Annotated in this window: 18 protein-coding genes and 5 pseudogenes; 8 read left to right on the top strand and 15 right to left on the bottom strand. The window is 61.7% G+C overall.

Translation table 11 applies throughout. The annotated features are described in order from the left end of the window. On the top strand, window positions 1–1,056 hold a 1,056-nt coding region (tnpC, locus tag FE851_RS20975; RefSeq protein ID WP_145206746.1), incomplete at its 5' end, for an IS66 family transposase. Here the strand turns inward: tnpC and FE851_RS20970 are convergent. Genes FE851_RS20970 through FE851_RS20960 form a run of 3 tightly spaced genes read right to left on the bottom strand, consistent with a single transcriptional unit; the run spans window position 1,038 to window position 2,486 of the window. Further along, complete coding sequence (locus FE851_RS20970) at window positions 1,038–1,616, bottom strand: hypothetical protein (RefSeq protein WP_145206654.1); 579 nt, start codon at window positions 1,614–1,616, stop codon at window positions 1,038–1,040. The genes tnpC and FE851_RS20970 overlap by 19 nt on opposite strands. After that, window positions 1,613–1,969 (bottom strand): hypothetical protein, encoded by a 357-nt coding sequence (locus tag FE851_RS20965; RefSeq protein WP_145206653.1) that lies wholly within the window; start codon window positions 1,967–1,969, stop codon window positions 1,613–1,615. The genes FE851_RS20970 and FE851_RS20965 overlap by 4 nt, the downstream gene beginning before the upstream one ends. Before the next feature lie 28 nt (window positions 1,970–1,997). After that, window positions 1,998–2,486, bottom strand: coding sequence for a hypothetical protein (locus FE851_RS20960; RefSeq protein ID WP_145206652.1), 489 nt, complete (start codon window positions 2,484–2,486; stop codon window positions 1,998–2,000). 550 nt (window positions 2,487–3,036) lie between these two features. On the opposite strand from FE851_RS20960, the gene FE851_RS20955 reads away from it, so the two are divergent. From FE851_RS20955 to FE851_RS20930, 6 genes and pseudogenes are all read left to right on the top strand, one after another. Beyond that, complete coding sequence (locus FE851_RS20955; RefSeq protein WP_145206651.1) at window positions 3,037–4,344, top strand: hypothetical protein; 1,308 nt, start codon at window positions 3,037–3,039, stop codon at window positions 4,342–4,344. A 187-nt stretch (window positions 4,345–4,531) separates the two neighbouring features. Further along, window positions 4,532–5,164: a tyrosine-type recombinase/integrase gene (locus FE851_RS20950; protein ID WP_145206650.1), complete on the top strand. Its 633-nt coding sequence runs from the start codon at window positions 4,532–4,534 to the stop codon at window positions 5,162–5,164. Between the two features lie 183 nt (window positions 5,165–5,347). Beyond that, entirely contained in the window at window positions 5,348–6,256 is a 909-nt protein-coding gene (locus FE851_RS20945; protein ID WP_145206649.1) for a tyrosine-type recombinase/integrase, read from the top strand. Between the two features lie 4 nt (window positions 6,257–6,260). Then, a pseudogene (locus tag FE851_RS20940) lies at window positions 6,261–6,710 on the top strand (transposase zinc-binding domain-containing protein); the annotation flags it as partial. Between the two features lie 75 nt (window positions 6,711–6,785). After that, window positions 6,786–7,832, top strand: coding sequence for an IS110 family transposase (locus FE851_RS20935; protein ID WP_066521554.1), 1,047 nt, complete (start codon window positions 6,786–6,788; stop codon window positions 7,830–7,832). 265 nt (window positions 7,833–8,097) lie between these two features. After that, window positions 8,098–8,859: pseudogene (locus FE851_RS20930) on the top strand (transposase); the annotation flags it as partial. Window positions 8,860–9,394: 535 nt separating this feature from the next. Here FE851_RS20930 and FE851_RS20925 read toward each other — a convergent pair. From FE851_RS20925 to FE851_RS20870, 12 genes and pseudogenes are all read right to left on the bottom strand, one after another. Further along, the gene (locus tag FE851_RS20925) at window positions 9,395–10,912 is read right to left on the bottom strand and encodes a hypothetical protein (RefSeq protein ID WP_145206648.1); all 1,518 of its coding nucleotides are present in this window, start codon (window positions 10,910–10,912) and stop codon (window positions 9,395–9,397) included. Window positions 10,913–10,914: 2 nt separating this feature from the next. Continuing rightward, complete coding sequence (locus FE851_RS20920; RefSeq protein WP_145206647.1) at window positions 10,915–13,251, bottom strand: hypothetical protein; 2,337 nt, start codon at window positions 13,249–13,251, stop codon at window positions 10,915–10,917. Further along, window positions 13,248–14,093, bottom strand: a complete 846-nt coding sequence (locus tag FE851_RS20915; protein ID WP_145206646.1) for a hypothetical protein — start codon at window positions 14,091–14,093, stop codon at window positions 13,248–13,250. The genes FE851_RS20920 and FE851_RS20915 overlap by 4 nt, the downstream gene beginning before the upstream one ends. 52 nt (window positions 14,094–14,145) lie before the next feature. After that, entirely contained in the window at window positions 14,146–15,075 is a 930-nt protein-coding gene (locus tag FE851_RS20910) for a hypothetical protein (protein WP_145206645.1), read from the bottom strand. A gap of 495 nt (window positions 15,076–15,570) precedes the next feature. Further along, window positions 15,571–15,801, bottom strand: a complete 231-nt coding sequence (locus FE851_RS20905; RefSeq protein WP_145206644.1) for a hypothetical protein — start codon at window positions 15,799–15,801, stop codon at window positions 15,571–15,573. Then, window positions 15,798–16,553 (bottom strand): annotated as a pseudogene (locus FE851_RS20900) (transposase); the annotation flags it as partial. The gene FE851_RS20905 and the pseudogene FE851_RS20900, both read right to left, overlap by 4 nt. A gap of 265 nt (window positions 16,554–16,818) precedes the next feature. Next, window positions 16,819–17,865 carry an IS110 family transposase gene (locus FE851_RS20895; protein ID WP_066521554.1) on the bottom strand — a complete coding sequence of 349 codons (1,047 nt, stop codon included), beginning with the start codon at window positions 17,863–17,865 and terminating at the stop codon, window positions 16,819–16,821. A gap of 75 nt (window positions 17,866–17,940) precedes the next feature. Next, a pseudogene (locus FE851_RS20890) lies at window positions 17,941–18,390 on the bottom strand (transposase zinc-binding domain-containing protein); the annotation flags it as partial. A gap of 4 nt (window positions 18,391–18,394) precedes the next feature. Continuing rightward, a pseudogene (locus FE851_RS20885) lies at window positions 18,395–18,628 on the bottom strand (tyrosine-type recombinase/integrase); the annotation flags it as partial. 80 nt (window positions 18,629–18,708) lie between these two features. After that, on the bottom strand, window positions 18,709–19,569 hold the full coding sequence (gene istB / locus FE851_RS20880) for an IS21-like element helper ATPase IstB (protein WP_145203419.1): 861 nt from the start codon (window positions 19,567–19,569) through the stop codon (window positions 18,709–18,711). Next, complete coding sequence (istA, locus tag FE851_RS20875; RefSeq protein ID WP_145203421.1) at window positions 19,566–20,828, bottom strand: IS21 family transposase; 1,263 nt, start codon at window positions 20,826–20,828, stop codon at window positions 19,566–19,568. The genes istB and istA overlap by 4 nt, the downstream gene beginning before the upstream one ends. 110 nt (window positions 20,829–20,938) lie before the next feature. Then, complete coding sequence (locus tag FE851_RS20870; RefSeq protein WP_261371140.1) at window positions 20,939–21,652, bottom strand: tyrosine-type recombinase/integrase; 714 nt, start codon at window positions 21,650–21,652, stop codon at window positions 20,939–20,941. Between the two features lie 372 nt (window positions 21,653–22,024). Between FE851_RS20870 and FE851_RS20865 the strand changes: the two genes are divergently transcribed. Then, a partial coding sequence (locus FE851_RS20865; protein WP_145206642.1) for a recombinase family protein occupies window positions 22,025–23,712 on the top strand: 1,688 nt, incomplete at its 3' end.

Raw genomic sequence — 23,712 nt, 5'->3', positions numbered from 1 at the left:
CCCAGCTTCCTGGCGATGCTGCTGTTCGAGAAGTTCGGTGCGCATCAACCGCTTAACCGCCAGCGTGATCGCTATGCCCGGGAAGGCGTGGACCTGAGCCTTTCCACTCTGGCCGATCAGGTCGGCATCTGCACCGCCGCGCTGATGCCGCTCTATCTGCTGATCGAAGCCCACGTCCTTGCCGCCGAGCGATTGCATGGCGACGATACGACGGTGCCAGTGCTGGCCAAGACCAAGACCGATACGGGCCGGATCTGGACCTATGTTCGGGATGATCGACCTTTTGGCGGACCGGCACCGCCCGCAGCGATCTTCCATTATTCCCGCGACCGGCGGGGCGAGCATCCTGTGGGCCATCTGCGCGGTTGGAGAGGCATTCTTCAGGCTGATGCCTATGCCGGCTATAATGCCCTGTTCCATGGCGACCGCCTGCCGGCGCCGCTAACCCGCGCCCTTTGCTGGAGCCACGCGCGCCGTTATTTCTTCGAGCTGGCCGATATCGCCGCGCAGCTCAAGAAGCGCCGCAAAAAGGCCGTTATCTCGCCGCTGGCGGTGGAGGCGGTTCGCCGTATCGACGCGATTTTCGATATCGAACGCGCCATCAACGGCAAGCCGGCACAGGAGCGCCTCGCCCTTCGGCAGGAACTCAGCGCACCGCTAGTTGCCGATATGGAAGAATGGATGCGCGACAACCGGTCAAAGCTGTCAAAGAACAGCGATGTGGCCGAGGCCATGGATTACATGCTCAAGGCATGGCCGGCCTTCACCGCGTTCCTCGATGACGGCCGCATCTGCCTCTCGAACAACGCGGCGGAACGCGCGCTCAGAGGCATAGCCCTTGGAAGAAAATCGTGGCTCTTCGCTGGTTCAGATCGTGGTGGCCAGCGCACCGCCTTCATGCTGAGCCTCATTGGCACGGCGAAGCTCAACGACATCGATCCGCAGGCTTGGCTTGCCGATGTGCTCAGCCGCATCGCCGAGATCCCTCAGAACCGTCTCCATGAACTGCTGCCATGGAATTGGCGCGCCGCCGAAGATCAACGCGAAGCCGCCTGATCCGCGGCCTTCACCGAATGCCTACGATTATTCCAGCCTCCGGTGCGAACCGAGATGTCGACCGATGATTGAACAGCAAGGATAAGGCGGTGCTTGTCAAAGCGATCCAGTTCTCCGACCGCTACAAGATACGGATTGCCTCGGGGGTATGGACGTGCCCGTTTCACAAGCTCAGTGGCAAGAGGACCCGCGTCCTTCAGTTTCCACAAGCCTTTAGTAAGATCAGCCTTCTTGCCGCCCGCTTTCACAATCGGAAATTCCGTGCGGTCCTCGCGGCCTCCATTGGCTTTGGCACATGCGGTGATGAGATAATCAAGAGCACATCGTAGGTTATGGACCGCGTCCCCGACGTAGAGCGCGAGGGCCTTGTCCGGGAAACCCATCCGATCCCCGACAAGGAAGCCATGGGCCGCCCGCTTCTTTGCAGGAACCATCGATACAGAGGTTGGGTGCTTCGCGAAATGTGCTGCCGCGGCCCGATGGAATTCGTCGATGTGGTAATTTGCCCTTTCGACTTTACGAACGGCATCAGCAAAGTCAGGCTTCTCAGCGGCTCTCACGGTATTGTCGCAGCGAAGCAGCCGAGTGCGCCGGGGGGCGGAACGAGCGTTTTGCCCTTCAGGATTGCACAAAGCGCATTGAAGTCGGCCTGCTCCGCGAAAAAGACAATCACTTCATACTTTCCCCGATCTCGAACGCGGTGGGGTGCGGGCTTTGCGCCTTTGGGTTTTGGAGGAGTGGGGATGCGTTTGGACGTTAAATGCCAATATCCAACAGCATGCGTGCTGATAATCTTCTTCACAACGCTCGCGGCGGTGACGCTCTTGGGCAGGTTGTTGGCATTGACGCCAACAACACCGAGATACGACGCCGAGTGTAACGATATGTACTTCGCTTCCGTCAGATACGGCACTTCACGCCTTTCCTATCAGATGTGATGTTCAGAGCGCGGAACGCACTCGTTCGCGCTCGATTTTTGGCAGCCGCTTGGCGACGGCGATCAGAAGATCGGTGATGGCGCGGTCATCCGGTTCGCAGATAGCGCTATAGGTTTCGTAGAATTCTGTTGAGACATTAATGCGCATTTTTGCGCTGGGCGCCTTGCCATGTTTGGCGAGCATAGCGGTGAGGCCGATAGCCAGCTCTTCATAAAGCTGATCGTTTTCCGATATCTCTGTGAACCACTGGCCGAGCTGTCGTTCCGTACGACGGCCGTCCCGTGGGTCGTCATCGACATATTCCGCCGCAGTCATACCCTGATAGCCACAGAATTTTGACGGTCCAAAATGCCAAGCATCGTTTTCACGATGCGCATACCATGCCCGAGCATATGATAGCCGACTTTGCAAATCGGGGCTCACCTCCAGCTCGTGCGAAAATCGAACGATATTTCGCACTGCTTGTTTGGCCGTCGTGACAAGGGTCGACATATCATTATCCTTCATCATATCCAGGTATGAGATGTATATAGTCCAGCTAAAGTTATGTCAATTATTCGTGTATAAGATGAATAATAATCGGCTGGTTCGCGGTAAGGGGGCGGTTCTGACGAAAGTCGACCCTAGCGGGCATGCTGTGAAATCGCAGGGAAGCCCCCAGACCCGGTCGAAATGTGAATGTCCGCTTCTTGGCGCGTAAATGCCGTGCTCAAGCGCCTTGAATGGGCCGCATTGCTGCCAGATGGTTCGCATTAACCGAAAGGCCGCTCTTTTTAGCTGAAGCTGCCATTCGAGCCCGACCGGCGGACGAAGCATTCTGGTCGGTCGTCGCCGATTGGTGGGACGGCCCACCTTGGGGCAGATGGGCTGTTTGTTGCGACTATGTCGGCGCGGGAGACTTTTGCTGGGTCGCTGAACGACAGGTTCCGCACCAGACGTACTCTGCGGCCCGTCCCAATTTTGAGCGTCGCCTCTGGAAGGCTATTCGTGCAGAGTATGTTGCAAATGGGTCAGCGCTCGTTGGAGCCTACTTAGGGGGAACATGGCGGTGGACGACATCTTTCGCGACCGCGTTCGGGAACGCGATCTGGACAACTTTCTCGTCGAGGAGATCTTCGCCGTCCCCGACTTTCTCGACTGGGTAGTAGCCAAAGCGGGACCGGGCTTTACGGCGCCTGACGGGCTGACTGTCCTACTTCAGAAGTCTCCGCCTCGTGAGAACGACCGGAGGCAGACGGACGTCCGGATCGGTTGGTTCGACGGAAACGAAGAGCTGTGCGCCTGCATCCTAATTGAGAGCAAGGTCACCGCCGACTTCCAGCCCGGCCAGGCTCAGGCCTACGCCGCCGAGCTCGCCGCGCTACGAGCGCGTCTCGGCGCTGCATCGGCGGCGGCGCTGTTGGTGGCGCCGGCCGCGAAGTTGACCGCACTCACGTACGACGGATGCTTCGATGGAGAGATCAGCATCGAGGACGTGATCGGCCACCTGCAGGCCAGGTCCCAAGGCGACGTGGGAGAGGAAGTCTGTCGCCGCCTCCTGGCGCGTGTCCAACTCCTTGAGGCGCTGTGCGGCAAGCGCTCGGGTACTGCTTGGGTCGGTTCGACGGTTGCGGAGAAGCGCGACTTCGCACAATCCTACGCAGATCTCGCCGCTAAGATACTTCCGGACCTGCGAGTCAGGCCATCGACGGACGGACCCAAGGCGATCACGAGGCTGTTTGAGGGGCTAGAGATTAATGGTCTGCCTCCGATTGCCCTTCGCCATGAGTTCGGTTCCGCGCCCGGTTGGAAATATGCGAACCTGCAGTTCAAGGGCGCCGTCGATCATCTGGCGTCGTTGCGGTCAAGCGGCATCCTCGCTGACACCCCCTACTCCGCGACCGAGGCGGGCAAGTCGCTCGCAGTGCGCGTTCAGACGCCGGCGGTCGATCCAATGCGGCCATTTTCAGAAGAGCGCGGCGCGGTCGAGCAGGGCCTCCTCGCGATCCGCGAATTGGTAGTCTGGCTCAAGGCGTCCGCAGCGGCTTTGGGAGACTTGTTCTCGGCTAGCGGTGGATCGCCCCGGGTTATACCGACCGAGGCCGCGTTCGCGGAAGAGCTCATGGAGACCTACCGGCAGTGCGAGCGGATCGGCTACCGGCCAACCGGTATGCTGCAGATGCTCGGCGAGCACGGCGCGATCGATACCGCGCGGCGGCTGATGGCAGCTCCTCCATCCGAAGGCTTTCATCGCCTCGCCCTTCTGAACCGCCTCGATCTCGCGATCGAGTCGATCGCGCTTCGTGAACCGTGGCGCGCGCTTTTCACAGATCAGGAACTGGCGAAGGCGGAGCGGCGCTTACGCCGGTGAGCCCTTCTAGAATCAGGGCGCATTACAGCCGTCCCGCATAAGGAACCTGAAGCGGCGGGTTTCGGCAAGAGCGGCCACTCTGGCGGAGGACTTCGAGCGGCTCGAGTTGGTCGCCAGGCGCCTGAGGACCTTCCTTTGCGCTGGCGAACGTTCTTGAGACGGCCAATCCGGCCATCGGAGAATGATCATGGAGATGCCTGATACTGAACCCACCACCACCAAACGTCCCGTCTGGAATGCGGGAAGAACTGTTGGCGCGAAACGCGCGCTGAAACCGAAGCAAATTTGGGAGATTCGATTCTACCTCAATCAGCGCCGCCGCTTACGAGATCGGGCGCTATTTGACTTGGCGATCGACAGCAAACTCCGGGGCTGCGACCTAGTACAGATGAAGATCGGCGACATCGTCAGCGGCGGGCAGATCCGAACGCGTGCGATCGTCATGCAGCAGAAAACAGGTCGACCCGTTCAGTTCGAACTGCTCCCCGACGCTCGGGCTAGCCTGCTGGCCTGGCTCGATCGCCGGGGCGGCACGGTCGACGACTATGTCTTTCCCAGTCGGGTTGACCATAACGGGCATCTTAGCACTCGTCAGTACGCCCGACTCGTCGATGAATGGGTGACAGGGGTCGGTCTGATGCGAAGCGACTATGGCACGCACTCACTTCGGCGAACGAAGGCATCGATCATCTACAGGGCAACCGGCAATCTTCGTGCCGTCCAGATCCTTCTCGGGCATAGCAAGATTGAGAATACGGTGCGCTATCTCGGGATTGACGTGGAGGACGCACTTGCCCTCGCCGAGAATACGGAAATTTGATTAACCGGCTCCTCGCTTTCGGCGAGGGGCCAACTTCGCGCCGCTTGGGACTTGTACGAACCCGCTGGCGCGGGAGTGGCGCTTGTTTTGAGGTCTGGCCAGTGATCGGCGGCCTGAGCGTAAGTTGAGGTCTGGGCGAAGTAGGCAGACGATCGCGGCTCCTTTCAACCAAGGAGTCGTACCATGACCACCGTTCTGTCCGATGCCCCCGCCACTTCGCTGCGTCAGCGCATGATCGAAGACATGAACATGCGCCGGTTCACGCGGAAGACCCAGTTCGACTATGTGCGCCACGTCGCGAGGTTCGCCACATATCTTGGGCGCCCTCCCGATACTGCGACCGTAGAAGAGCTCCGGCAATTTCAGGTCGAACAGCGCGAGGCGGGCATAGGGATCCCGACCATGAACAGCATCGTTTCTGCGCTGCGGTTCTTTTTCACGCACACCATTGATCGCCCGGATCTCTCCCGCAAGCTCTATACGGTCAAGAATCCGCGCTCCTTGCCCGTTGTCCTCAGCCGCGACGAAGTTGTGCTCCTACTCGGTGCGACCAACTGCCTGAAGCACAAGGCCGCACTGTCCGTTGCGTATGGCGCTGGCTTGCGCGCCGCCGAAGTGACGATGCTGAAGGTCCGCGATGTCGACAGCAAGCGCATGCTCCTGAGAGTGGAGCGCGGTAAAGGCGGACGCTATCGCAATGCGCTCCTGCCCGCTGACCTTCTTGCCCTTTTGCGCGAGTGGTGGACGGTTGGCCGCAAGCAAGGTGTCATGCACGCCGATGGCTGGCTGTTCCCGGGTATGCACTATCTCAAGCCGCTCAGCACCAGGCAGCTCCATCGGATCGTTGTCGATGCTGCCGAAGCTGCGGGTATCAAAAAACGCGTCGGCCCACACACTCTGCGGCACAGCTTCGCGACACATCTGCTTGAAGACGGCGTCGATATCCGGATCATCCAGGCACTGCTCGGGCATGCGAACCTCGAGACAACCGCTTTCTACACCACGGTCGCAACTCGAACCGTGCGCGCGGTCATCAGTCCGCTGGACAAGTTGACGACACTGCTCGAGGCGCAGGTGGCTCCTCCAGGCTGAGCCGGTGCGCGCCTCGCTCGAGGTCGCCGATATCTTCCGTAGCGCCGGGCCCGCGTATCGCGCAGCCCACGCCGGGCATCTGAGCCTCGGCCAGCTCAAGGTCATGACGGCGATCGAGAACTGCCGCACCGCCGCGTTGGGCGGTCACGTCGAAGCCTGCGACGACTGCGGGCACTGGCGGATCGCCTACAACTCCTGCCGCAACCGGCATTGCCCCAAATGTCAGGGCGCCGCCGCGCGCATCTGGCTGGCCGCGCGTGAGGCCGATCTGTTGCCGGTCGGCTACTTCCACGTTGTGTTCACGGTGCCTGCCCAGATCGCCGACATCGCCTGGCAGAACAACGCGGTGGTCTATGACCTGCTGTTCCGCACCGCCGCGGACACGATGCTGACCATCGCGGCCGATCCCAAGCACCTCGGCGCGCGCATCGGCATCACCGCCGTGCTCCACACATGTTGGAGTGGACGACCCCCAGCGGCATCGAATGTGCCAGAATGAGTTGTCAACGCTCAAACAAGGGAGCCGCCCGTGGAACAGCTTATCAGAATCGGAATGGATACGTCGAAGAGTGTTTTTCAGCTTCATGGAGTGAATGCGGCCGAGGAGGTCGTTCTTCGTCGCAAGCTGCGTCGGAAGGACATGGTGACGTTCTTCGAAAAACTGCCGCCGACCGTCGTGGCGATCGAGGCGTGCGGTGCCTCGCATCACTGGGCGCGCCTGCTCACCTCATTCGGTCACGAGGTGAAGCTGATAGCCGCACAGCTGGTTAAGCCGTACGTCAAGCGTGGGAAGAATGACGCAGCCGACGCCGAGGCCCTGTGCGAAGCAATGAGCCGACCGACTATGCGGTTTGTGCCAGTAAAGACGGCCGATCAGCAGGCCGTGTTGATGCTGATGGGTGTGCGTGACCGGTTGATCCGCAACCAGACGCAGCTCTCGAACGCTATCCGCGGCTTTGCTGCAGAGTTCGGGCTGACGGCCGCCCGGGGTATCGATCATCTCGGTCGATTGCTTGATCAGCTGCAAGCCGACAACAGCCTTCCTTCATTGGCCCGCGAATTGTTCGCGGCCCACGCGGAAGAATATAAGCAGCTTCAGGCAAAAATCGCGGAGGTCGATGCCAAGCTGGCAGCCTGGCAGAAAACTGAGCCTCACTGCAATCGCCTAGCGAAGATCCCCGGTATCGCAGCGATCGGCGCCGCATTGCTCGTGATGAAGACGCCGGCACCAGAGAGGTTTGCCTCAGGGCGCCAGTTCGCTGCCTGGATCGGCCTGACACCGAAAGATCACTCCACCGCCGGCAAAGTCAGGCATGGCGGCATCACCCGCGCAGGCGATGAAGGGTTGCGCAGCGTCCTGGTGGCGGGCGCCACAGCGGTCGTCAGGCACGTCGCCGCGGGCACCAGCAAAAATGCCTTCGCGCCTTGGGTGGAACAGTTGCTCAAGCGCAAGGCTCCCAAACTCGTCGCCGTTGCTCTCGCCAACAAGATGGCTCGCATAGCCTGGAAGCTGATGGTTACCGGCCAAAGCTACGCCGGCAAGACTGCACCGGTCGAGATAGCCGTCGCCGCATAGAGGTCAGCCAACGCGGGGAGCAAAGAGATGCAACCGCGCTGAGCCGATGCCCGAACTTGCAAGGAAAAAGCAGATGGTGTGATCGATCGATCCCGACGTAGGAAAATCCGGTAGCCCCAATGGCCTTCGAGGTCGCACACTTGGCTGGAACCGACGTCGCGGAAACCATCTTGGCCAGCGTTCACTCGAGCGCGCAAAAAGGCCGGACATATGGAAGCAAGCGATCTGATCAAATTAATGCCCAAGAAAGACCTTGTAAGAGGGGGTCGTCCACATATGGGGCTCGGCACTGACCCACCACCCGCACGTGCACATGATCGTACCTGGCGGCGGCATCGCGCTCGACGGTACGCGCTGGATCTCGTCGCGCCCCGCGTTCCTGCTGCCGGTGCGTGTGCTGGGTGCATTGTTCCGCCGGCTGTTCCTCGCCCGCCTGCTGGCGCTGTTCGACGCCGGCAAGCTGTCCTTTTTCAGCACCTTGGCTGGCCTTGCACAGCGCAAGGCCCTCCTACGGCATCTGTCGCCCATCCGGAAGAAGCGCTGGGTCGTCTATGCCAAGCCACCCTTTGCCGGCCCGCAGGCGGTGCTGGCCTATCTCTCGCGCTACACGCACCGCGTTGCCATCTCGAACCGGCGCCTCATTGCCTTCGACGAGACTGGGGTGACGTACCGGTACAAGGATTATCGCCGCGACGGTGGCGAACGCCAGCAGGTCATGACGCTGACCACCGACGAGTTCATCCGCCGCTTCCTGATCCATGTCTTGCCGCGCGGCTTTCACCGCATCCGGCATTATGGCCTGCTTGCCAGTTCAACGCACAAGGACGCCATGGCGCTGGCCCGTAGCCTGCTTGGCGTCGCCGCGCCGATTGAGGAGACCGACACCGAACTCGACGACCCGCCCGATCATCGCCCGCCATGCCCTTGCTGCGGCGGGCATATGACTATCATTGAGGCCTTCGCCCGATGGTGCCAGCCCCGCGCTCCCCCGCAATCGGCGCCGCCGACCCGGAAGAACACGCCATGATCCGGCATGGCTTACCCTGCATGATGGCCGCGGACACTATCCCTCGGCCCATGGGGATAGGTGTGTCGACGCCGCCAGCACACTCAAAACTGGGTTCATTGCCAGCAGGATCAGGGGCGCTTCGAGCACAATGGCCATATGACTTCTATGCTGGGCCGCTCATCACGCGCTGGCCGGTAAGCTTGCTTCAGTCACCCCAATCCACGCCAAAGCCCTTTTACCCATAGACCTGTGCGAGCCTCACCGCGGGTCGTACTTGTAAGACTTTCGTACGCCTGCCGGCGCCCGAAACCCTTCGACATTTCTGCCGTTCGCACGCGGCATGTCGAACGACAGATCGTGTCAGAAGCCGACATTCAACAGTGGCCCAGGTGGTATGCCAGAAGGCAGGAGCCGGGCCGATTCCGGACTGGCAGCTTCTGATCTAACGAGCGCCAAAGCCGATAATGATTAGCGAGATTGCCACGAATTCGGTCTCGTCGGGACGAAATCAAACAACAGATCTTCTACACTAGATTCGTTTCGCCTTCCCAGTTCATGCTGGGAAGTAGACCAACTCCCCATCCAGCTCGTCGGCAGCGATAATTCGGGCGTCCGAAGCGAGGCTCAGCAGCGTCGCCAGCCTGTCCGGCGTGGGGTTGGCGTTGCCGTAGCTTGAGAAGGCGAGCCAGCCGCCCTCGTCCAGCATCAACCGAAGGCGCTGAGTCTCGTCGCCACTGCGGCCTACCGCCCAGTAGAGGTGCTGACCGATGATCCACTCCGACAGCAGCACCTCAAAGCCGTCCCTCACCGGTAGCGATGCAATCCGCCGGGCACGCGTGAGGGCGCGAGAGAGAGGAAGGCGGTCAGCTGCACCATCGTAGAGCCGCTTGTCGCCAGCGATCTCGCCGCAGACCGCGAGGGCGATGCGAAGGCCGCTCAGTGCAAGGTCGGGGCGCTCCCTTTGCCGCACGTCCTCGATCTCTTCGATCGCGACGACCGGATCACCCACGCCATCCTCGTTCAACGTCGCGTCATTGAGCCAGTCCCCGAAAGTCGTGCCGTCCTCAAGCTCGGCCGCTTCGACCAGTATCTCCGCGAGTTCGCCCAGCTGGTGGGGCCTCGTGGTCGTGGTGTCGAGCAGCCAGACGAGCAGTGCCTCGAGCGATAGCCGGTGCAGCTGCTGCGCCTGGATCGCTCGCCACACCGACGCCGGCGTCGGCTCGACGCCGGGCGGGACCGCGTCGGTGTCGGACAGCGCCATCTCCCATCTAATCTGGTCGATGCGGAGCGGACCCTCGGCTTCAGCGAGTATAGACTCGATCAGCTCGATCGTTCCGGCGCGCTGTCCGCAAACGAGGCGCGATCGACCGACCTCGCTCTCCTCATCACTCAGATCGTCCATCGCCCAGTATTCGTAGAGCTCCTGCATGCGCTCCACGTCCACCTCCCCGCACTCGAGCGAAGCCAGACAGGGATCGTCATGCAGCCCCTCGAGCTGAGCGTCGAAGGACATCACCGCTGGCATCACCTCCGCGGTTGGCGCGAAGGTGCCGTCGCTCCTGGGCGAGAGGTAGCCGAGCCCTGCCCCCTCCTTGGCCGATGGACCGTAGGACACCGGCGCCATGAGGGACGTGTTGGCCGCCCGGCGCTTGCGGAACGCCTGCCAGGCCGGCGATGAGAAGTCGTAAGTCCCGCGACCGACTACCTCCGCGCGGAGGGTGTCGCTACCGAGCAGGCCCGCGAAATCCTGCTCAAGAAGATGGCCAACCGTGAAGAGCACCTCGACCCTGTCGATATAGGCCTTCAGCCGGTCAGGATCGACGAGCTCTCCACCCTCCTTCCGCGCCAGCTCCGCCGCCTTCCACCATGCCCAGGCGACGAGCGTGTAGGGGCGAAGCCGGGTGGCGGCGTTGTTAAGGCCCGGAATGCAACGGTCCATCAGGTCGAAGTTGACCTGCCGGAGGCCTAGTGGATCCACCCCGCCCGGCTTGAGAGGCGGCTTCGCGACCACGCGGGGACCGGACCAGCCGGACAGTATCTCCAGCACTTCCTCGTTGACAGCTGTCGCCATGGTTACTCGACCTCCACAAGCATGACTCGGTTGCAGCAGTTCGCCGCCCGGGCGAGGCCGATCGAGTTGAACCGGTGCTGCTGGGCTCCAGGCAGGGCATAGCGGCAATCAGGACAAGCCTGTGTCCCACGGGGCGCCCGCAAGATCTTGGAAGTGTGGCCAGCGGCAAGGTGCCGTCGGATTGTCCGCATCTCCTCGGTGGGATCGAGCAGAGGCAAGGCAGGGGGCAGTTCGCCTAGCGCGACATGCCTGGCGGCGATGATCACCTCTTCGACAGCGCTGCTTGCCGAGCGAACCTGCGCAGCAAAGGATGACAGTCCGGTCGGACCAGCCATTACCTCTGCGAGTCTCGATAGGCGCGATCCGGGACCCAGCGCCTCGGCGAGCCCGAGGCCCTCATCGACGGAACCCAGCACGCGCGCGAGGCGACCACGCGCCATCTCGGGGCTGGACGAGGCCAGACCGTCAAGCAGCAGGAGCGCCGCGGCCATCCCCCGAATGTCTTGAGAAAGGTCAGCCGCGGATAGATGACGCACGGCGAGGTTGCTCCACCATGCAACGAAGTCGATGACGCGCCTGACCTCAGGCTTGCGAAGCAGCACGAAGCCCGCGATGTCTGCAGCACGCTGAAGTTCGACCGCGGGATCGGAGGGCACACGCTCTGCCAGAACGTCGAGCAGGGCGTCGAACGCACCGATGACGCGAACGTCGTCCTCCTCCTCTTCATCGCCATCCTCTGCCTCGACGTGATCCATGGTCTTGGCCTTCGTGCGCATGGGAATCGTGGTCCAGCGGACGCGGAGCGCGGCGAGGATGCGGTCGAAGGCCCCCCGGGTGGACGGACCGCCGAACTCATGGTCGTCGTCGGCTGCCTCGTGGATCTCGAGCTCCGACAGCGAGATCATGCGGGACGTCGGCTCAGGCTTCTCCGACTTATTTCCAGCGCTCCGCCAAGCGGTGGCCGTGACGCCGGGGTTGCTCGCAAAATACTCCAGGATCCCGGCGAGGTCGTCGTCGTCGTCGGATCCACCGGCGACGCGGATCATCGGCCCGATCACAGCGCCCCAGCGGTTGTTCAGCTCGATGGCGTCGGGGAATGCGACGAAGCCACGGACCTGCGCGTCGCCCCGACGTAGGACCAGGGTAGACCGACGACGGCCATAGCTCGCGTTGGGGACGAGCACGCCGCCCTCGAAACGCCCGTCGGCGGAGACCTCGATCTCACCGAGATTGTGAACCACACCATCGTGATCGAACTCGGCGGCCCAAGGGCCGGGTTCGCACTCGCTCAGGACCGAACCCTTGAGCCACGTGCCGAGCAGCGTCGCCTGCAGGATGCCGAACGAAGCCGCCCCGCTTTCATCGACACCCTCCCACCGCTGCTTGAGAGGGATGCTCGCGGCGGTCCGGGGAAGCGTGCCGTCGACGACGCGGACGACACCAAGCTCCACGTTCTGCGGGTCGCCCAACGCCGCCAGGCTTCCGTTCACGCTTCCGCTCATGAGCAGCGATCCCAGCTCGCACTCGATCTCGACCAGCTTCGCATGAAGCGGTCCCGCGGCTCCGGGGGCTAGGAGATCCAGTTCCACTGGCGAAGGAGCGGAGCCAGAGGCGGAAAAGGGGAAATGATGACCATTCACGGCAAGCCGCTCGCCATCGTGGACATGGACGTCGACCGCAGGAGAGCCGAGCAGACGCGCGAGCTCGTCGACGGCCCGGCTGGATCCGAAATAGGGCGCAGCCACGGTCAGGCGGCTGGCGTCTCCGAGCTCCGCCGCCTGTTCAACGAGCTGTGAGGAGATCGATCGCGTCACGTTGTGGACAATGCGCGCGCCGCCCGAGGGAGGCACGCCGCGAAGTCGTGCCACCCAGGGCTCGAGCAGCGCAGCGTCGGCACCCAGCAGCCTATCGGCGAGCGCCAACTCCTCAAGGAAGTCCGCAAGCCCGTTCAGCGCGGTGCCGGAGTGCTCGGGCCGCAGGATCTCGCACAGCTCGAGGTTGTATCCCCAGCCTCCGAACGTGAGATTGCCCGACCCAACGACGGCGGACGGCCCATCGGGGCCGTCCAGGATCATAAATTTCGGGTGGAAGACGTGGTTCGGGATCCGGATAGGGTGCAACGCATAGGTCCGACCAACCTCCCTGGCGCCAGCTTCACCCAATGCGCCCGCGACACCCTCGACATCCGCGAGGATGTCGATCGACCGCACGCCCGACTGCCGAAGCGCGGGCAGGACGATACCCTCGAAGAAGCTGAGGCTGAGAACGTATGTCCCGATGAGGGCGCGCGTCCAGGGTCCCGACCGCACGAGCTCGACTGGCGAAAACTGGTCGCTCATCCGACGCGCCTCCGCGCCACATCACAAGACGTCACAGCTGCCCTCCCGCCCCAGATTGACGTTGCCGGCGACGCCACGCAACACGCCTCGCGCGTTCTGCGCGGCCAAGTCATCGCGGCCTTTCGGCGATCCGCGCGTTGCTCACTCCATGGTGCACAAGAAGATGAACCTGCCGAGCAAGCCCTGCGCCTCGTGCGGACGACCAGCCGACGGGCGACCTGCAGCGGGTTCACAAGATAGTTGCCGTCAGTGTTCTGCGAGAGCGCGATGATGGGAAGTCGGCGGCCCTGCGAATACACCAGCGCCTCGAACTCATCGACATCGGCCTCGCCGATCTGAGCAGGTACCTCCTGAATGGGCTGGCCATCCGCCTCGGCCGACAGCAATTCGAGGATGTTCTGCACCAGCCTCGGTCTCGTTAGGATGAAGTCCCGGTCGTCCGAGCGACCAAGGAACGAGAGCTGTGTCCCGAACCGGACCATCTCACCAGCGCGCCGCTCGACGAACAACTCGGTGATCCAGTTGCGTGGCGGAGTGCCGTCCGCCGACCCATCCGAGAACTCGCTCAGCCACGCCGCCCAAACGGAGCCATCGGGCACGTCCAGCCTGACTGCACGATACGGATTGGCCTGATACTGACCGACGAGATCGAACGGCTGTCCGCGAAGCGCTTCGACCGGCAGGTTCCCTCCGGCCTTGGGCACCATCCACTCTACGCAAGCCTCGATCGTCTTCTCGAACGCAGCGGTGTCGGTCAGGTTGAAGCTGCATCTGGAGATGGGGCGCGCGATCCTTGCCGTCGCGGAGCGCCTTCTGGAAGCGAAGTCGGTGGTCGAGTTCATCGTCAGCCCCACAGCCGAACCCTTTCACCTTGAAGCCGTCCAACCGAGAGTTTCATGCGAGGCGCTCGAGGGGCGCCTGGAAGTGGCGGATGCCATGCTGACGCAGCAGCGCCAGTATCTCTCCAGGGAGCTTTGTCTCGGTCACTAGGACGGCCTCGACCGGCACCTCGGTCCGCACGTCCATCGCCGTCATGACCGCCCGATACTTGATGCACTGGAACACACCCCGTTTGAGATCGACGAAGTTGGAGATGCGAGACTTCACTTCGAGCGCAATCGTGCGGTCGGAGAGATGAAACACCGAATCTACCCGATCGCCGGAATCAAGGTTATATTCGGTTTCGGTCCGCGCTCGCGGGTAGCCCCGTCCGATCTTGTCGGGATTGTTGGTCACCCACAGCCGAAGGGCGCGGTGGTATACGCCTTCACCGCCGGTGCCATACTTTCCACCACCGGTGCCGAAATCGTCCTCGTTGCCCGCCTGCCGCTTCTCACGCTCCGCCTCGATCGCCTCTTTCGGCAGCTGCTCCTCGAAGACCGCCTCGTATAGTTCGGCCCAAGCCTCGGGGGAGTAGGCGTAGACCTCGGCGGCCGCCCGATCGAAGTAGGTGCGCCACTTCGCTGGGTAGAGTTGCTTATAGTTCCTGATGTTGAGCCGGGGATTCTTGAACCGCGTGGCCATAAAGGAGCCGGCGCCCTTGCTCGGAAGTTCGTCCTGCTGGTTCACCACTAAGACGTTGATGAGCGGAGCCTTAGGATTGACCGAGTGGATCATATTCATCAGTTCGCCGGCGACCAGTCCGATCCTGGTCGCGAAGATGGTAGAGAAGCCCTCTTCGGTCTCGAGGCGTCGCTTCACGTCGCCGTAGGTCATCTTTGTCTTGTCGAGCGCCGTGGCGATCAGCCATCGCATCGTGGGCGCGAGCGCGTGTGCGAGCAAAGCCTCATCGGTAGCGGCATACCGCGCGGTGCGTGTTGGCAAGGGGCCCCCTAGGATCAATGTCTCGGACACTCTTGAAGATCACCGGCATTGCCGCAAGTAGTTAGCGCTACGATTTATTCGAAACCGCGCAAAAAAATGATGCATCCCTCTAATCGCAACATGAAAATCGCTGGGTTAGGGCTGCGCGGGACTGATGCTTGCAGGTATGGTAAGAACACACGCCTTTGGAACATCACGAAACCGACCGACCGCCACAGCTCGGCCTGCGAGCTCGCGAAGTGAACCGAGCAGGCGTCATCTAGGGGTGTAATGTACATGGCATACTAGCGGCGGCTTTCAGGGACAGGGAAGCGCCAGCTTAATGGCAGCTAGTGGGCGCGTTGCCTCCGGACGGCTTTGCGCTCAGCGAATGGTAGGTCTTGGCAGGAGCCGCCATTCAGAGCCTGACGTGCGGACGACGCATTGTGTGAAGGGTTTCGGGCGCTTGCGTACGAAAGCCTCCAGTGCAGGAACCCGCGGGGCCCACGCGCTGGTCTATGGGTAAATAGGCTTTGGGATGGTTCTGGCGGGTAAACGTTGCCGGGCCGGAAGTGCGACTATCGGGCGGAACAGCGTGATTTCGGGCGGCGTTAGGCCGCTAGCAGCGGTGGTTTTGCGGATCAGCGTGTCCTGCGCCCGCTTTAATTCCGGGATGGGCATGCGCTCGGTCGTCGGCCAGAACGCCATGAGCGTGACCGTCATGCAGGGTGGGCCATGCCGGATCATGGCGTGTTCTCCCGGATGGATGCCGCTGATTGCGGCGGCGCGCGGGGCTGGCACCAGCGGGCGAAGGCCTCGATGATGGTCATGTGCCCGCCGCAGCACGGGCATGGCGGGCGATGATCTGGCGGCTCGTCGGGTTCGGATTCTTCGACCGGTGCAGCGACACCCAGCAGCCTACGGGCGAGCGTCATGGCGTCCTTGTGCGTTGAACTGGCGAGCAGGCCATAATGCCGGATGCGATGGAAGCCGCGCGGCAGGACATGGATCAGGAAGCGGCGGATGAACTCGTCCGTCGCCAGCGTCATGACCTGCTGGCGTTCAGCGCTATCGCGGCGATAATCCTTGTACCGGAATGTCACTCCGGCCTCGTCGAAGCCGATGAGCCGCCGGTTCGAGATGGCAACGCGGTGCGTGTAGCGCGAGAGATAGGCCAACACCGCCTGCGGCCCCGCGAAGGGCGGTTTGGCATAGACCACCCAGCGCTTCTTCCGGATCGGGGATAGATGCCCCAGGAAGGCCTTGCGTGTCGCCAGGCTCGCCAAGGTGTTGAAGAAGGCCAGCTTCCCAGCGTCGAACAACGCCAGCAGGCGTGTGAGGAACAGCCGGCGGAACAACGCGCCCAGCACGCGCACTGGTAACAGGAAGGCAGGGCGCGACGATATCCAGCGCGTCCCGTCCAGCGCGATGCCACCGCCGGGCACGATCATGTGCACATGCGGGTGGTGGGTCAGTGCCGATCCCCATATGTGGACGACCCCCTCTTACAAGGTCTTTCTTGGGCATTAATTTGATCAGATCGCTTGCTTCCATATGTCCGGCCTTTTTGCGCGCTCGAGTGAACGCTGGCCAAGATGGTTTCCGCGACGTCGGTTCCAGCCAAGTGTGCGACCTCGAAGGCCATTGGGGCTACCGGATTTTCCTACGTCGGGATCGATCGATCACACCATCTGCTTTTTCCTTGCAAGTTCGGGCATCGGCTCAGCGCGGTTGCATCTCTTTGCTCCCCGCGTTGGCTGACCTCTATGCGGCGACGGCTATCTCGACCGGTGCAGTCTTGCCGGCGTAGCTTTGGCCGGTAACCATCAGCTTCCAGGCTATGCGAGCCATCTTGTTGGCGAGAGCAACGGCGACGAGTTTGGGAGCCTTGCGCTTGAGCAACTGTTCCACCCAAGGCGCGAAGGCATTTTTGCTGGTGCCCGCGGCGACGTGCCTGACGACCGCTGTGGCGCCCGCCACCAGGACGCTGCGCAACCCTTCATCGCCTGCGCGGGTGATGCCGCCATGCCTGACTTTGCCGGCGGTGGAGTGATCTTTCGGTGTCAGGCCGATCCAGGCAGCGAACTGGCGCCCTGAGGCAAACCTCTCTGGTGCCGGCGTCTTCATCACGAGCAATGCGGCGCCGATCGCTGCGATACCGGGGATCTTCGCTAGGCGATTGCAGTGAGGCTCAGTTTTCTGCCAGGCTGCCAGCTTGGCATCGACCTCCGCGATTTTTGCCTGAAGCTGCTTATATTCTTCCGCGTGGGCCGCGAACAATTCGCGGGCCAATGAAGGAAGGCTGTTGTCGGCTTGCAGCTGATCAAGCAATCGACCGAGATGATCGATACCCCGGGCGGCCGTCAGCCCGAACTCTGCAGCAAAGCCGCGGATAGCGTTCGAGAGCTGCGTCTGGTTGCGGATCAACCGGTCACGCACACCCATCAGCATCAACACGGCCTGCTGATCGGCCGTCTTTACTGGCACAAACCGCATAGTCGGTCGGCTCATTGCTTCGCACAGGGCCTCGGCGTCGGCTGCGTCATTCTTCCCACGCTTGACGTACGGCTTAACCAGCTGTGCGGCTATCAGCTTCACCTCGTGACCGAATGAGGTGAGCAGGCGCGCCCAGTGATGCGAGGCACCGCACGCCTCGATCGCCACGACGGTCGGCGGCAGTTTTTCGAAGAACGTCACCATGTCCTTCCGACGCAGCTTGCGACGAAGAACGACCTCCTCGGCCGCATTCACTCCATGAAGCTGAAAAACACTCTTCGACGTATCCATTCCGATTCTGATAAGCTGTTCCACGGGCGGCTCCCTTGTTTGAGCGTTGACAACTCATTCTGGCACATTCGATGCCGCTGGGGGTCGTCCACTCCAACAGGTGTGCAGCACGGCAGTAATGCCGATCCGCGCACCGAGGTGCTTGGGATCGGCGCCGATGGTCAGCATCGTGTCCGCAGCCGCGCGGAACAGCAGGTCATAGACCACCGCCTTGTTCTGCCAGGCGATGTCAGCGATCTCGGCGGGCACGGTGAACACGACGTGGAAGTAGCCGACCGGCAACAGATCAGCCTCGCGCGCGGCCAGCCATGTGCGCGCGGCGGCGCCCTGACATTTGGGGCAATGCCGGTTGCGGCAGGAGTTATAGGCGATCCGCCAATGCCCGCAGTCGTCGCAGGCCTCGACGTGGCCGCCCAGCGCGGCGGTGCGGCAGTGCTCGATCGCCGTCATGACCTTGAGCTGGCCGAGACTGAGATGCCCGGCATGGGCTGCGCGATACGCTGGCCCGGCGCTACGGAAGATGTCGGCGACCTCAAGTGAGGTGCGCACCGGTTCAACCGGGAGGGCCCCTGCCTTCCATCACGGCAACGATCTGGTCGAGCGGACTGGCCACCGCCCGCATGGTCTTGCTCGAAACCTGAGTATAGATGCCGGTCGTGTTGATGTTCACGTGTCCCAGCAAGACCTGGATGACGCGGATATCGACACCCTGCTCGAGTAGGTGAGTGGCGAACGAATGCCGCAATGTGTGCGGGCTTACCCGCTTGTGGATCTCGGCGCGCTCCGCTGGTGTCAACGGGCACCGAAGATTCCGCAAAAGTGGGCATCTAAAATTCCCTAGTTTGGCGGGAGGGTTTGTATCGGTGATCAGCCGTGATGGAGATCGGGCTTTTCCTTTGCTGGCGGGCGGCCGCGCCGTTTCGGCAAGGGCGGTGAGTTGATGGACGGTGCTATGCGCGCATGCTCGGGCAGGAGGTCGGCGTGCTGTCGCATGCGATAGCTGGAGCCCTCGATCTGGACGACCACAGCGTGGTGAAGAAGGCGGTCGAGCAGCGCTGTGGCCACCACCGGATCGCCAAAGACATCACCCCATTCGGCGAAGCCGCGGTTGGATGTCAGGATCATGGCACCCTTTTCGTATCGGGCGTTGACGAGCTGGAAGAAGAGATTGCCGCCGCCGGGCGTGACGGGAAGATACCCGATCTCGTCGACGACGAGCAGGGAAGATCGGCATAGGAAGCGGATCTTCTCGCGCAACGTGCCCTCGCGTTCAGCCTTGGTCAGTGAAGCGATCAGATCGGCGAGCGGGATGAAGTAGACGCTCTTGCCCGCCTTCACGGCCTCGACGGCAAGGGCCGTGGCGATATGGCTTTTCCCGGTACCGGGCGGGCCCAGCAGATGCACCACCTCGGCCCGGTTGATGAAGTCCAGGCCAGCGAGCGCCAGGATGCGGTTCCGGTCGAGCGATGGCTGGAAGGAGAAGTCATATCCGTCCAGCGTCTTGATGATCGGCAGCCTTGCCATGCGCAGGGCTGCCTTGATCCTGCGGTTCTCCCGGAGCGACAGTTCTTCGTTCAGCAATATGTCGATGGCCTCGATGCCATCGATTTTGCCCTGCTCTATGCCGCGCAGGGTGGCGTCGAGCATCTCCAGGGCGCGTGGCATTTTGAGATGGACCAGGCTGCGGCGGATATTATCGACGCGGGATGCGGCACCCCCATGGTTCATGGCCGTTCTCCCCGCGCCAGTTGGCTGCCGATCGCTTGATAGATGGCCAGGGAGCGCACGGTGACATGCTCGCCTACACGACCGATGGCGATTACCTCTTTGCCATGGATACGGCGCTTGGCGCCGCTGCTGCCTGTCCGGTGCGCAGGATCGATCCTGTACTGCCGGCGCCCCTCAAGAACCGGGTGCTCGGCAATGACCTGGCCCAGGTCTACGATCCGGATCTTGTCGGGCAACTGCTGGATTTCGACGACGCGCCGGGTGCGATCGGGAACGCTGTAGTAATTGCCGCCGACCGAGACCATCCCATCGTGGCTGACGCGGCGCTCCAGCTTCAGAACAGCGTCAAAGCGGCCCGCCGGGAGCAGCTGCAACTCAGGCTGCTCGGCGGCGAAGGCTTCAGCAATAATCCGCTGCGTCGTGCCGTGGACACGGACGTTGGCGACGGTATCGAGCCAGTCGATCAGCTGGACATTGAGATCGTCCAGATTGCGGAAGCTCCGGCCCAGGAAAAAGTCCTTGCGGATATAGCTGAATGGCCGCTCGACCTTTCCCTTGGTCTTGGCCCGATAGGGACGGCAGGCGCGCGGCACGAAGCGATAATGCCCGGCCAGAGCCAGCAATGATCGATTGTAGATGATGTGGCCCTGATCATCTTCCCCGGTCACAGCGGTTTTCATGCGATCGTAGAGGATCTCGATCGGGACGCCGCCGAGCGCTTCAAAGGCCTGCATATGACAGCGCAACAGGCTTTGGAGATCCTGATGCATGACGTAGCGCGCAAACAGGAAGCGCGAATGTCCCAGCACCAGGCTGAACAGCCAGACGATCCGGCTGACGCCGGGCTCATCGGTAAATTCGACGACGAACCGGGCAAAGTCGACCTGTGCCTGCACGCCAGGCGGCGTCTCGAACCGAACCTCAAAGGGCTTAGGCCCGTTTCCCGGCCGGATCGCTGCCAGGAACCGCTTTACCGCGGTATAGGCGCCCATATATCCCAGCTCACGGATTTCCCGCGTCAGGCGCGCCGCCGTCAGATCGGGAAAGGCCGTCACTCGCTCACGCAAAAATTCCAGATAGGGTGCCAGTTTGTTCGGTCGACCCAGCATGCGAGGGCCGTAAACCGGGGCCTCGATGCCCCGTTCGATATATTTTCGGATGGTCTTGGGATCGCGACCAGTGCGTCGGGCAATGGCGGATATCGATACGCCCTGCCGATGTAGTTCGAGGATCATCATCAATTCTCCAAGTCGGATCATCGGCCCCGTCTCCGCGTCTGCAAAGGAGATGAGGACAATGTCGGCTCATCTCATTCTGCCGGGGCTAGCCCCGGCAGAATGAGATGAAGGGGCCACCAACTAGGGAATTTTCAAAGCCCACTTTTGCGGAGAATTGCACGACCGATGACAGCTGCTTCCTGCACGACGCGATGCAACTGGCGCGCTGAGACCGGATCCGTGCCGTTGCGCCCGGGGAACAGCCAGCCATGCGGCAACATCACTCCGCGCCGCTTGCCTTCGCGCCACCATTGACGAAGCAAGTCCAGCAGGTGCGGTGAGAGCATGGCGTTGCGATCCTTGCGTCCCTTGCCCTGCTCGACGCGGATAAGCATCCGGGTGCTATCGATGTCATCGATCTTGAGGTGGGCAACCTCCGAGACACGCAGGCCCGCGCCATAGGCAACGCTGAGGGCTGCTTTGTATTTGATGCCTGGCGCAGCCTCGAGCAGCCGCGCTGTCTCCTCAACGCTCAAAACTACCCGCAATTTGGGTGTGAAGCGAACGACGACAAGCCCCAGCGCCATCTCCGGTCGCTTGAGAGTTATACTGAACAGGAAGCGCAGTGCCGATACGGCTCCATTGATTGTTGCCGGACCAACAGCGCGTTCATGCTGATCAATCTGAAAGCGCCGGAGGTCTTCGATCGTAGCCGTATCGGGAGGCCGACCGAGAAACGCGGCAAATGATCGGACGTGCCGGATATAGTCCTTCTGCGTGTGCTCCCCAAAGCCACGCATCGTCATGTCCTGCAACATACGCTCGCGCAGAGAATTGTTCGGGGTCGGGGAAGTGATGGCATCCATGGTGAGTTCCTTTCCGTTGAAGGAACTCCACGGTCGCAAGGCGACATCGCCGCTCGCAAAGCCTGAACAATACTACGCTACGTCACCCCAAGCGACCCTCCCGCGCAGCGGGTTCGTGCTTTGGTCGACTCCCGCCGGATAGCAGAAGACGAACGGCACACGCGAAATGAATATATTCCAACGATTAACCGAATAGAACCGACGGCAGCACGCCGCGAGGAATGATCGATCACGATCCTAAAGACCCCGAACCAGCAGGTGGGATCGCGCGAACGGCATGAAAAGCGCGCTGCAATTTTGATATCTTCCTCAGATTGGCAAGCATGATCAAATCTGTAGACTGACCCCAAAGCTCATCTTTGGAGACTCCGAATGCCCCGCGTAGCGCTGTATGCCCGCTATTCCGACGATAAGCAGAGCCCTGCATCCATCGACGACCAGTTTTTGATATGCCGTGAACAGGCGGCGCGCGAAGGCTGGCGGATTGTCGCCAATTATAAGGATGCAGCGATCTCCGGCGCGAGCGTCATACTCCGGCCCGGCATCCAGTCACTTTTGCACGATGCGCAGATGGGGCGCTTCGACATTCTGCTAGCCGAGGCGTTGGATCGTGTATCGCGCGACCAGGCCGACGTCGCCACGCTCTACAAGAATCTCCAGTTCGCCGGTGTGAAGATCGTCACCCTGGCAGAGGGTGAGGTTTCCGAACTGCATGTCGGCCTCAAGGGCACGATGAACGCGCTGTTCCTCAAGGATCTTGCGAAGAAGACCCATCGCGGTCTGCGCGGCCGCGTCGAGAAGGGCAAATCGGGTGGCGGGCTTTGCTTTGGCTATGACGTCGTGCGGCGCTTCTCGAGCGAAGGCGAACCGGTCCACGGTGAACGCAGCATCAATGCCGCCGAAGCTGAAGTCATTCGCCAGGTTTTCCGACAGTTCGCCAACGGGCTCAGCCCCCACGCAATCGCATGCCGTCTGAATGATTCCGGGATTTCAGCCCCAACGGGCAAGCTGTGGACATCAACCACGATCCGCGGCCACGTCAAACGTGGCACCGGCCTGCTCAACAATGAGCTGTATATCGGCAAACTTGTGTGGAACCGGCTGCGCTATTTGAAAAACCCGCAAACCGGCAAGCGGGTTTCCCGCATCAATCCCAAATCCGAATGGATAGTGACCGAGGTTCCTGACCTGCGGATCGTGGATGAAGACCTCTGGCAGGCTGTGAAGGCAAGGCAGGAGAATATCGCGATCCAATATGCCGACGGCATTGCGGCAACTCGCTCTGCTCAGACAGCCCTTAATCGAACGCATCGCCCAAAAAGTCTTCTCTCCGGCCTGGTCTACTGCGGCTGCTGCGGAGGTTCTTATTCCCTTCGCGGGCGGGGGCGGTTTGCCTGTTCGAACCATGGTGATACGAAAAGCTGCGCGAACGGGCATAGCATCACGCGCGAAAAGCTGGAAGCGCGCGTCCTTGATGGTCTGCGCGATCGCATGATGACACCGGAGGTCGCAGCAGAGGCCATTCGGACCTATGTCGAGGAGAGCAACCGCATCAACCACCAGCGCCGCGCGTCAGAAAGTGCCGATCGAACCGACCTGCAGAAAGTCGTCAAGGCGATCAAGGGTCTCGTGACACTCGCAAAGGCAGGCAAGGGCACACGCGCGCTTGTCGATGAGCTTTTGGAGCTGGAAGCCCAGGAGGATGCGATCCGCGCTCGTTTGGCTGCGGCCCCTGCTGATGTGCCGGACATCCATCCCAACATCTCCGAGATTTATCGGCGCAAGGTGGAACGACTGACGCACGCACTATCGCAGCCGGAAGAGCGCCAGGAAGCCGCCGATGCGTTGCGGGCGCTGATCGAGCGGATCGAGCTCACGCCTGGCGCGAAGCGCGGTGAGGTCAACGCCATCCTCTACGGCGAGTTTGGCAGGATCCTGGAGTGGATCGCACAGCGTCGATTGGCCGAGAATGCACAAAGCCCCGGCGCTTGTGCGTCGGGGCTTTGTGGAATGTCGGTTTCGGTGGTTGCGGGAGTAGGATTTGAACCTACGACCTTCAG

This window comes from Sphingobium sp. B2 (assembly GCF_007693735.1).
GTDB lineage: Bacteria > Pseudomonadota > Alphaproteobacteria > Sphingomonadales > Sphingomonadaceae > Sphingobium > Sphingobium xenophagum.
This window is presented reverse-complemented; position numbering and strand designations above follow the sequence as displayed.

Bases quoted from the DNA above. Each gene is read 5' to 3' on its own strand.
- istA (WP_145203421.1), bottom strand. From the start codon at position 20,828: ATGATCCGACTTGGAGAATTGATGATGATCCTCGAACTACATCGGCAG.
- istB (WP_145203419.1), bottom strand. From the start codon at position 19,569: ATGAACCATGGGGGTGCCGCATCCCGCGTCGATAATATCCGCCGCAGC.
- FE851_RS20945 (WP_145206649.1), top strand. From the start codon at position 5,348: ATGACCACCGTTCTGTCCGATGCCCCCGCCACTTCGCTGCGTCAGCGC.
- FE851_RS20925 (WP_145206648.1), bottom strand. From the start codon at position 10,912: ATGGCGACAGCTGTCAACGAGGAAGTGCTGGAGATACTGTCCGGCTGG.
- FE851_RS20960 (WP_145206652.1), bottom strand. From the start codon at position 2,486: ATGTCGACCCTTGTCACGACGGCCAAACAAGCAGTGCGAAATATCGTT.
- FE851_RS20870 (WP_261371140.1), bottom strand. From the start codon at position 21,652: ATGGATGCCATCACTTCCCCGACCCCGAACAATTCTCTGCGCGAGCGT.
- FE851_RS20955 (WP_145206651.1), top strand. From the start codon at position 3,037: ATGGCGGTGGACGACATCTTTCGCGACCGCGTTCGGGAACGCGATCTG.
- FE851_RS20905 (WP_145206644.1), bottom strand. From the start codon at position 15,801: ATGATCCGGCATGGCCCACCCTGCATGACGGTCACGCTCATGGCGTTC.
- FE851_RS20915 (WP_145206646.1), bottom strand. From the start codon at position 14,093: ATGAACTCGACCACCGACTTCGCTTCCAGAAGGCGCTCCGCGACGGCA.
- FE851_RS20950 (WP_145206650.1), top strand. From the start codon at position 4,532: ATGGAGATGCCTGATACTGAACCCACCACCACCAAACGTCCCGTCTGG.
- FE851_RS20920 (WP_145206647.1), bottom strand. From the start codon at position 13,251: ATGAGCGACCAGTTTTCGCCAGTCGAGCTCGTGCGGTCGGGACCCTGG.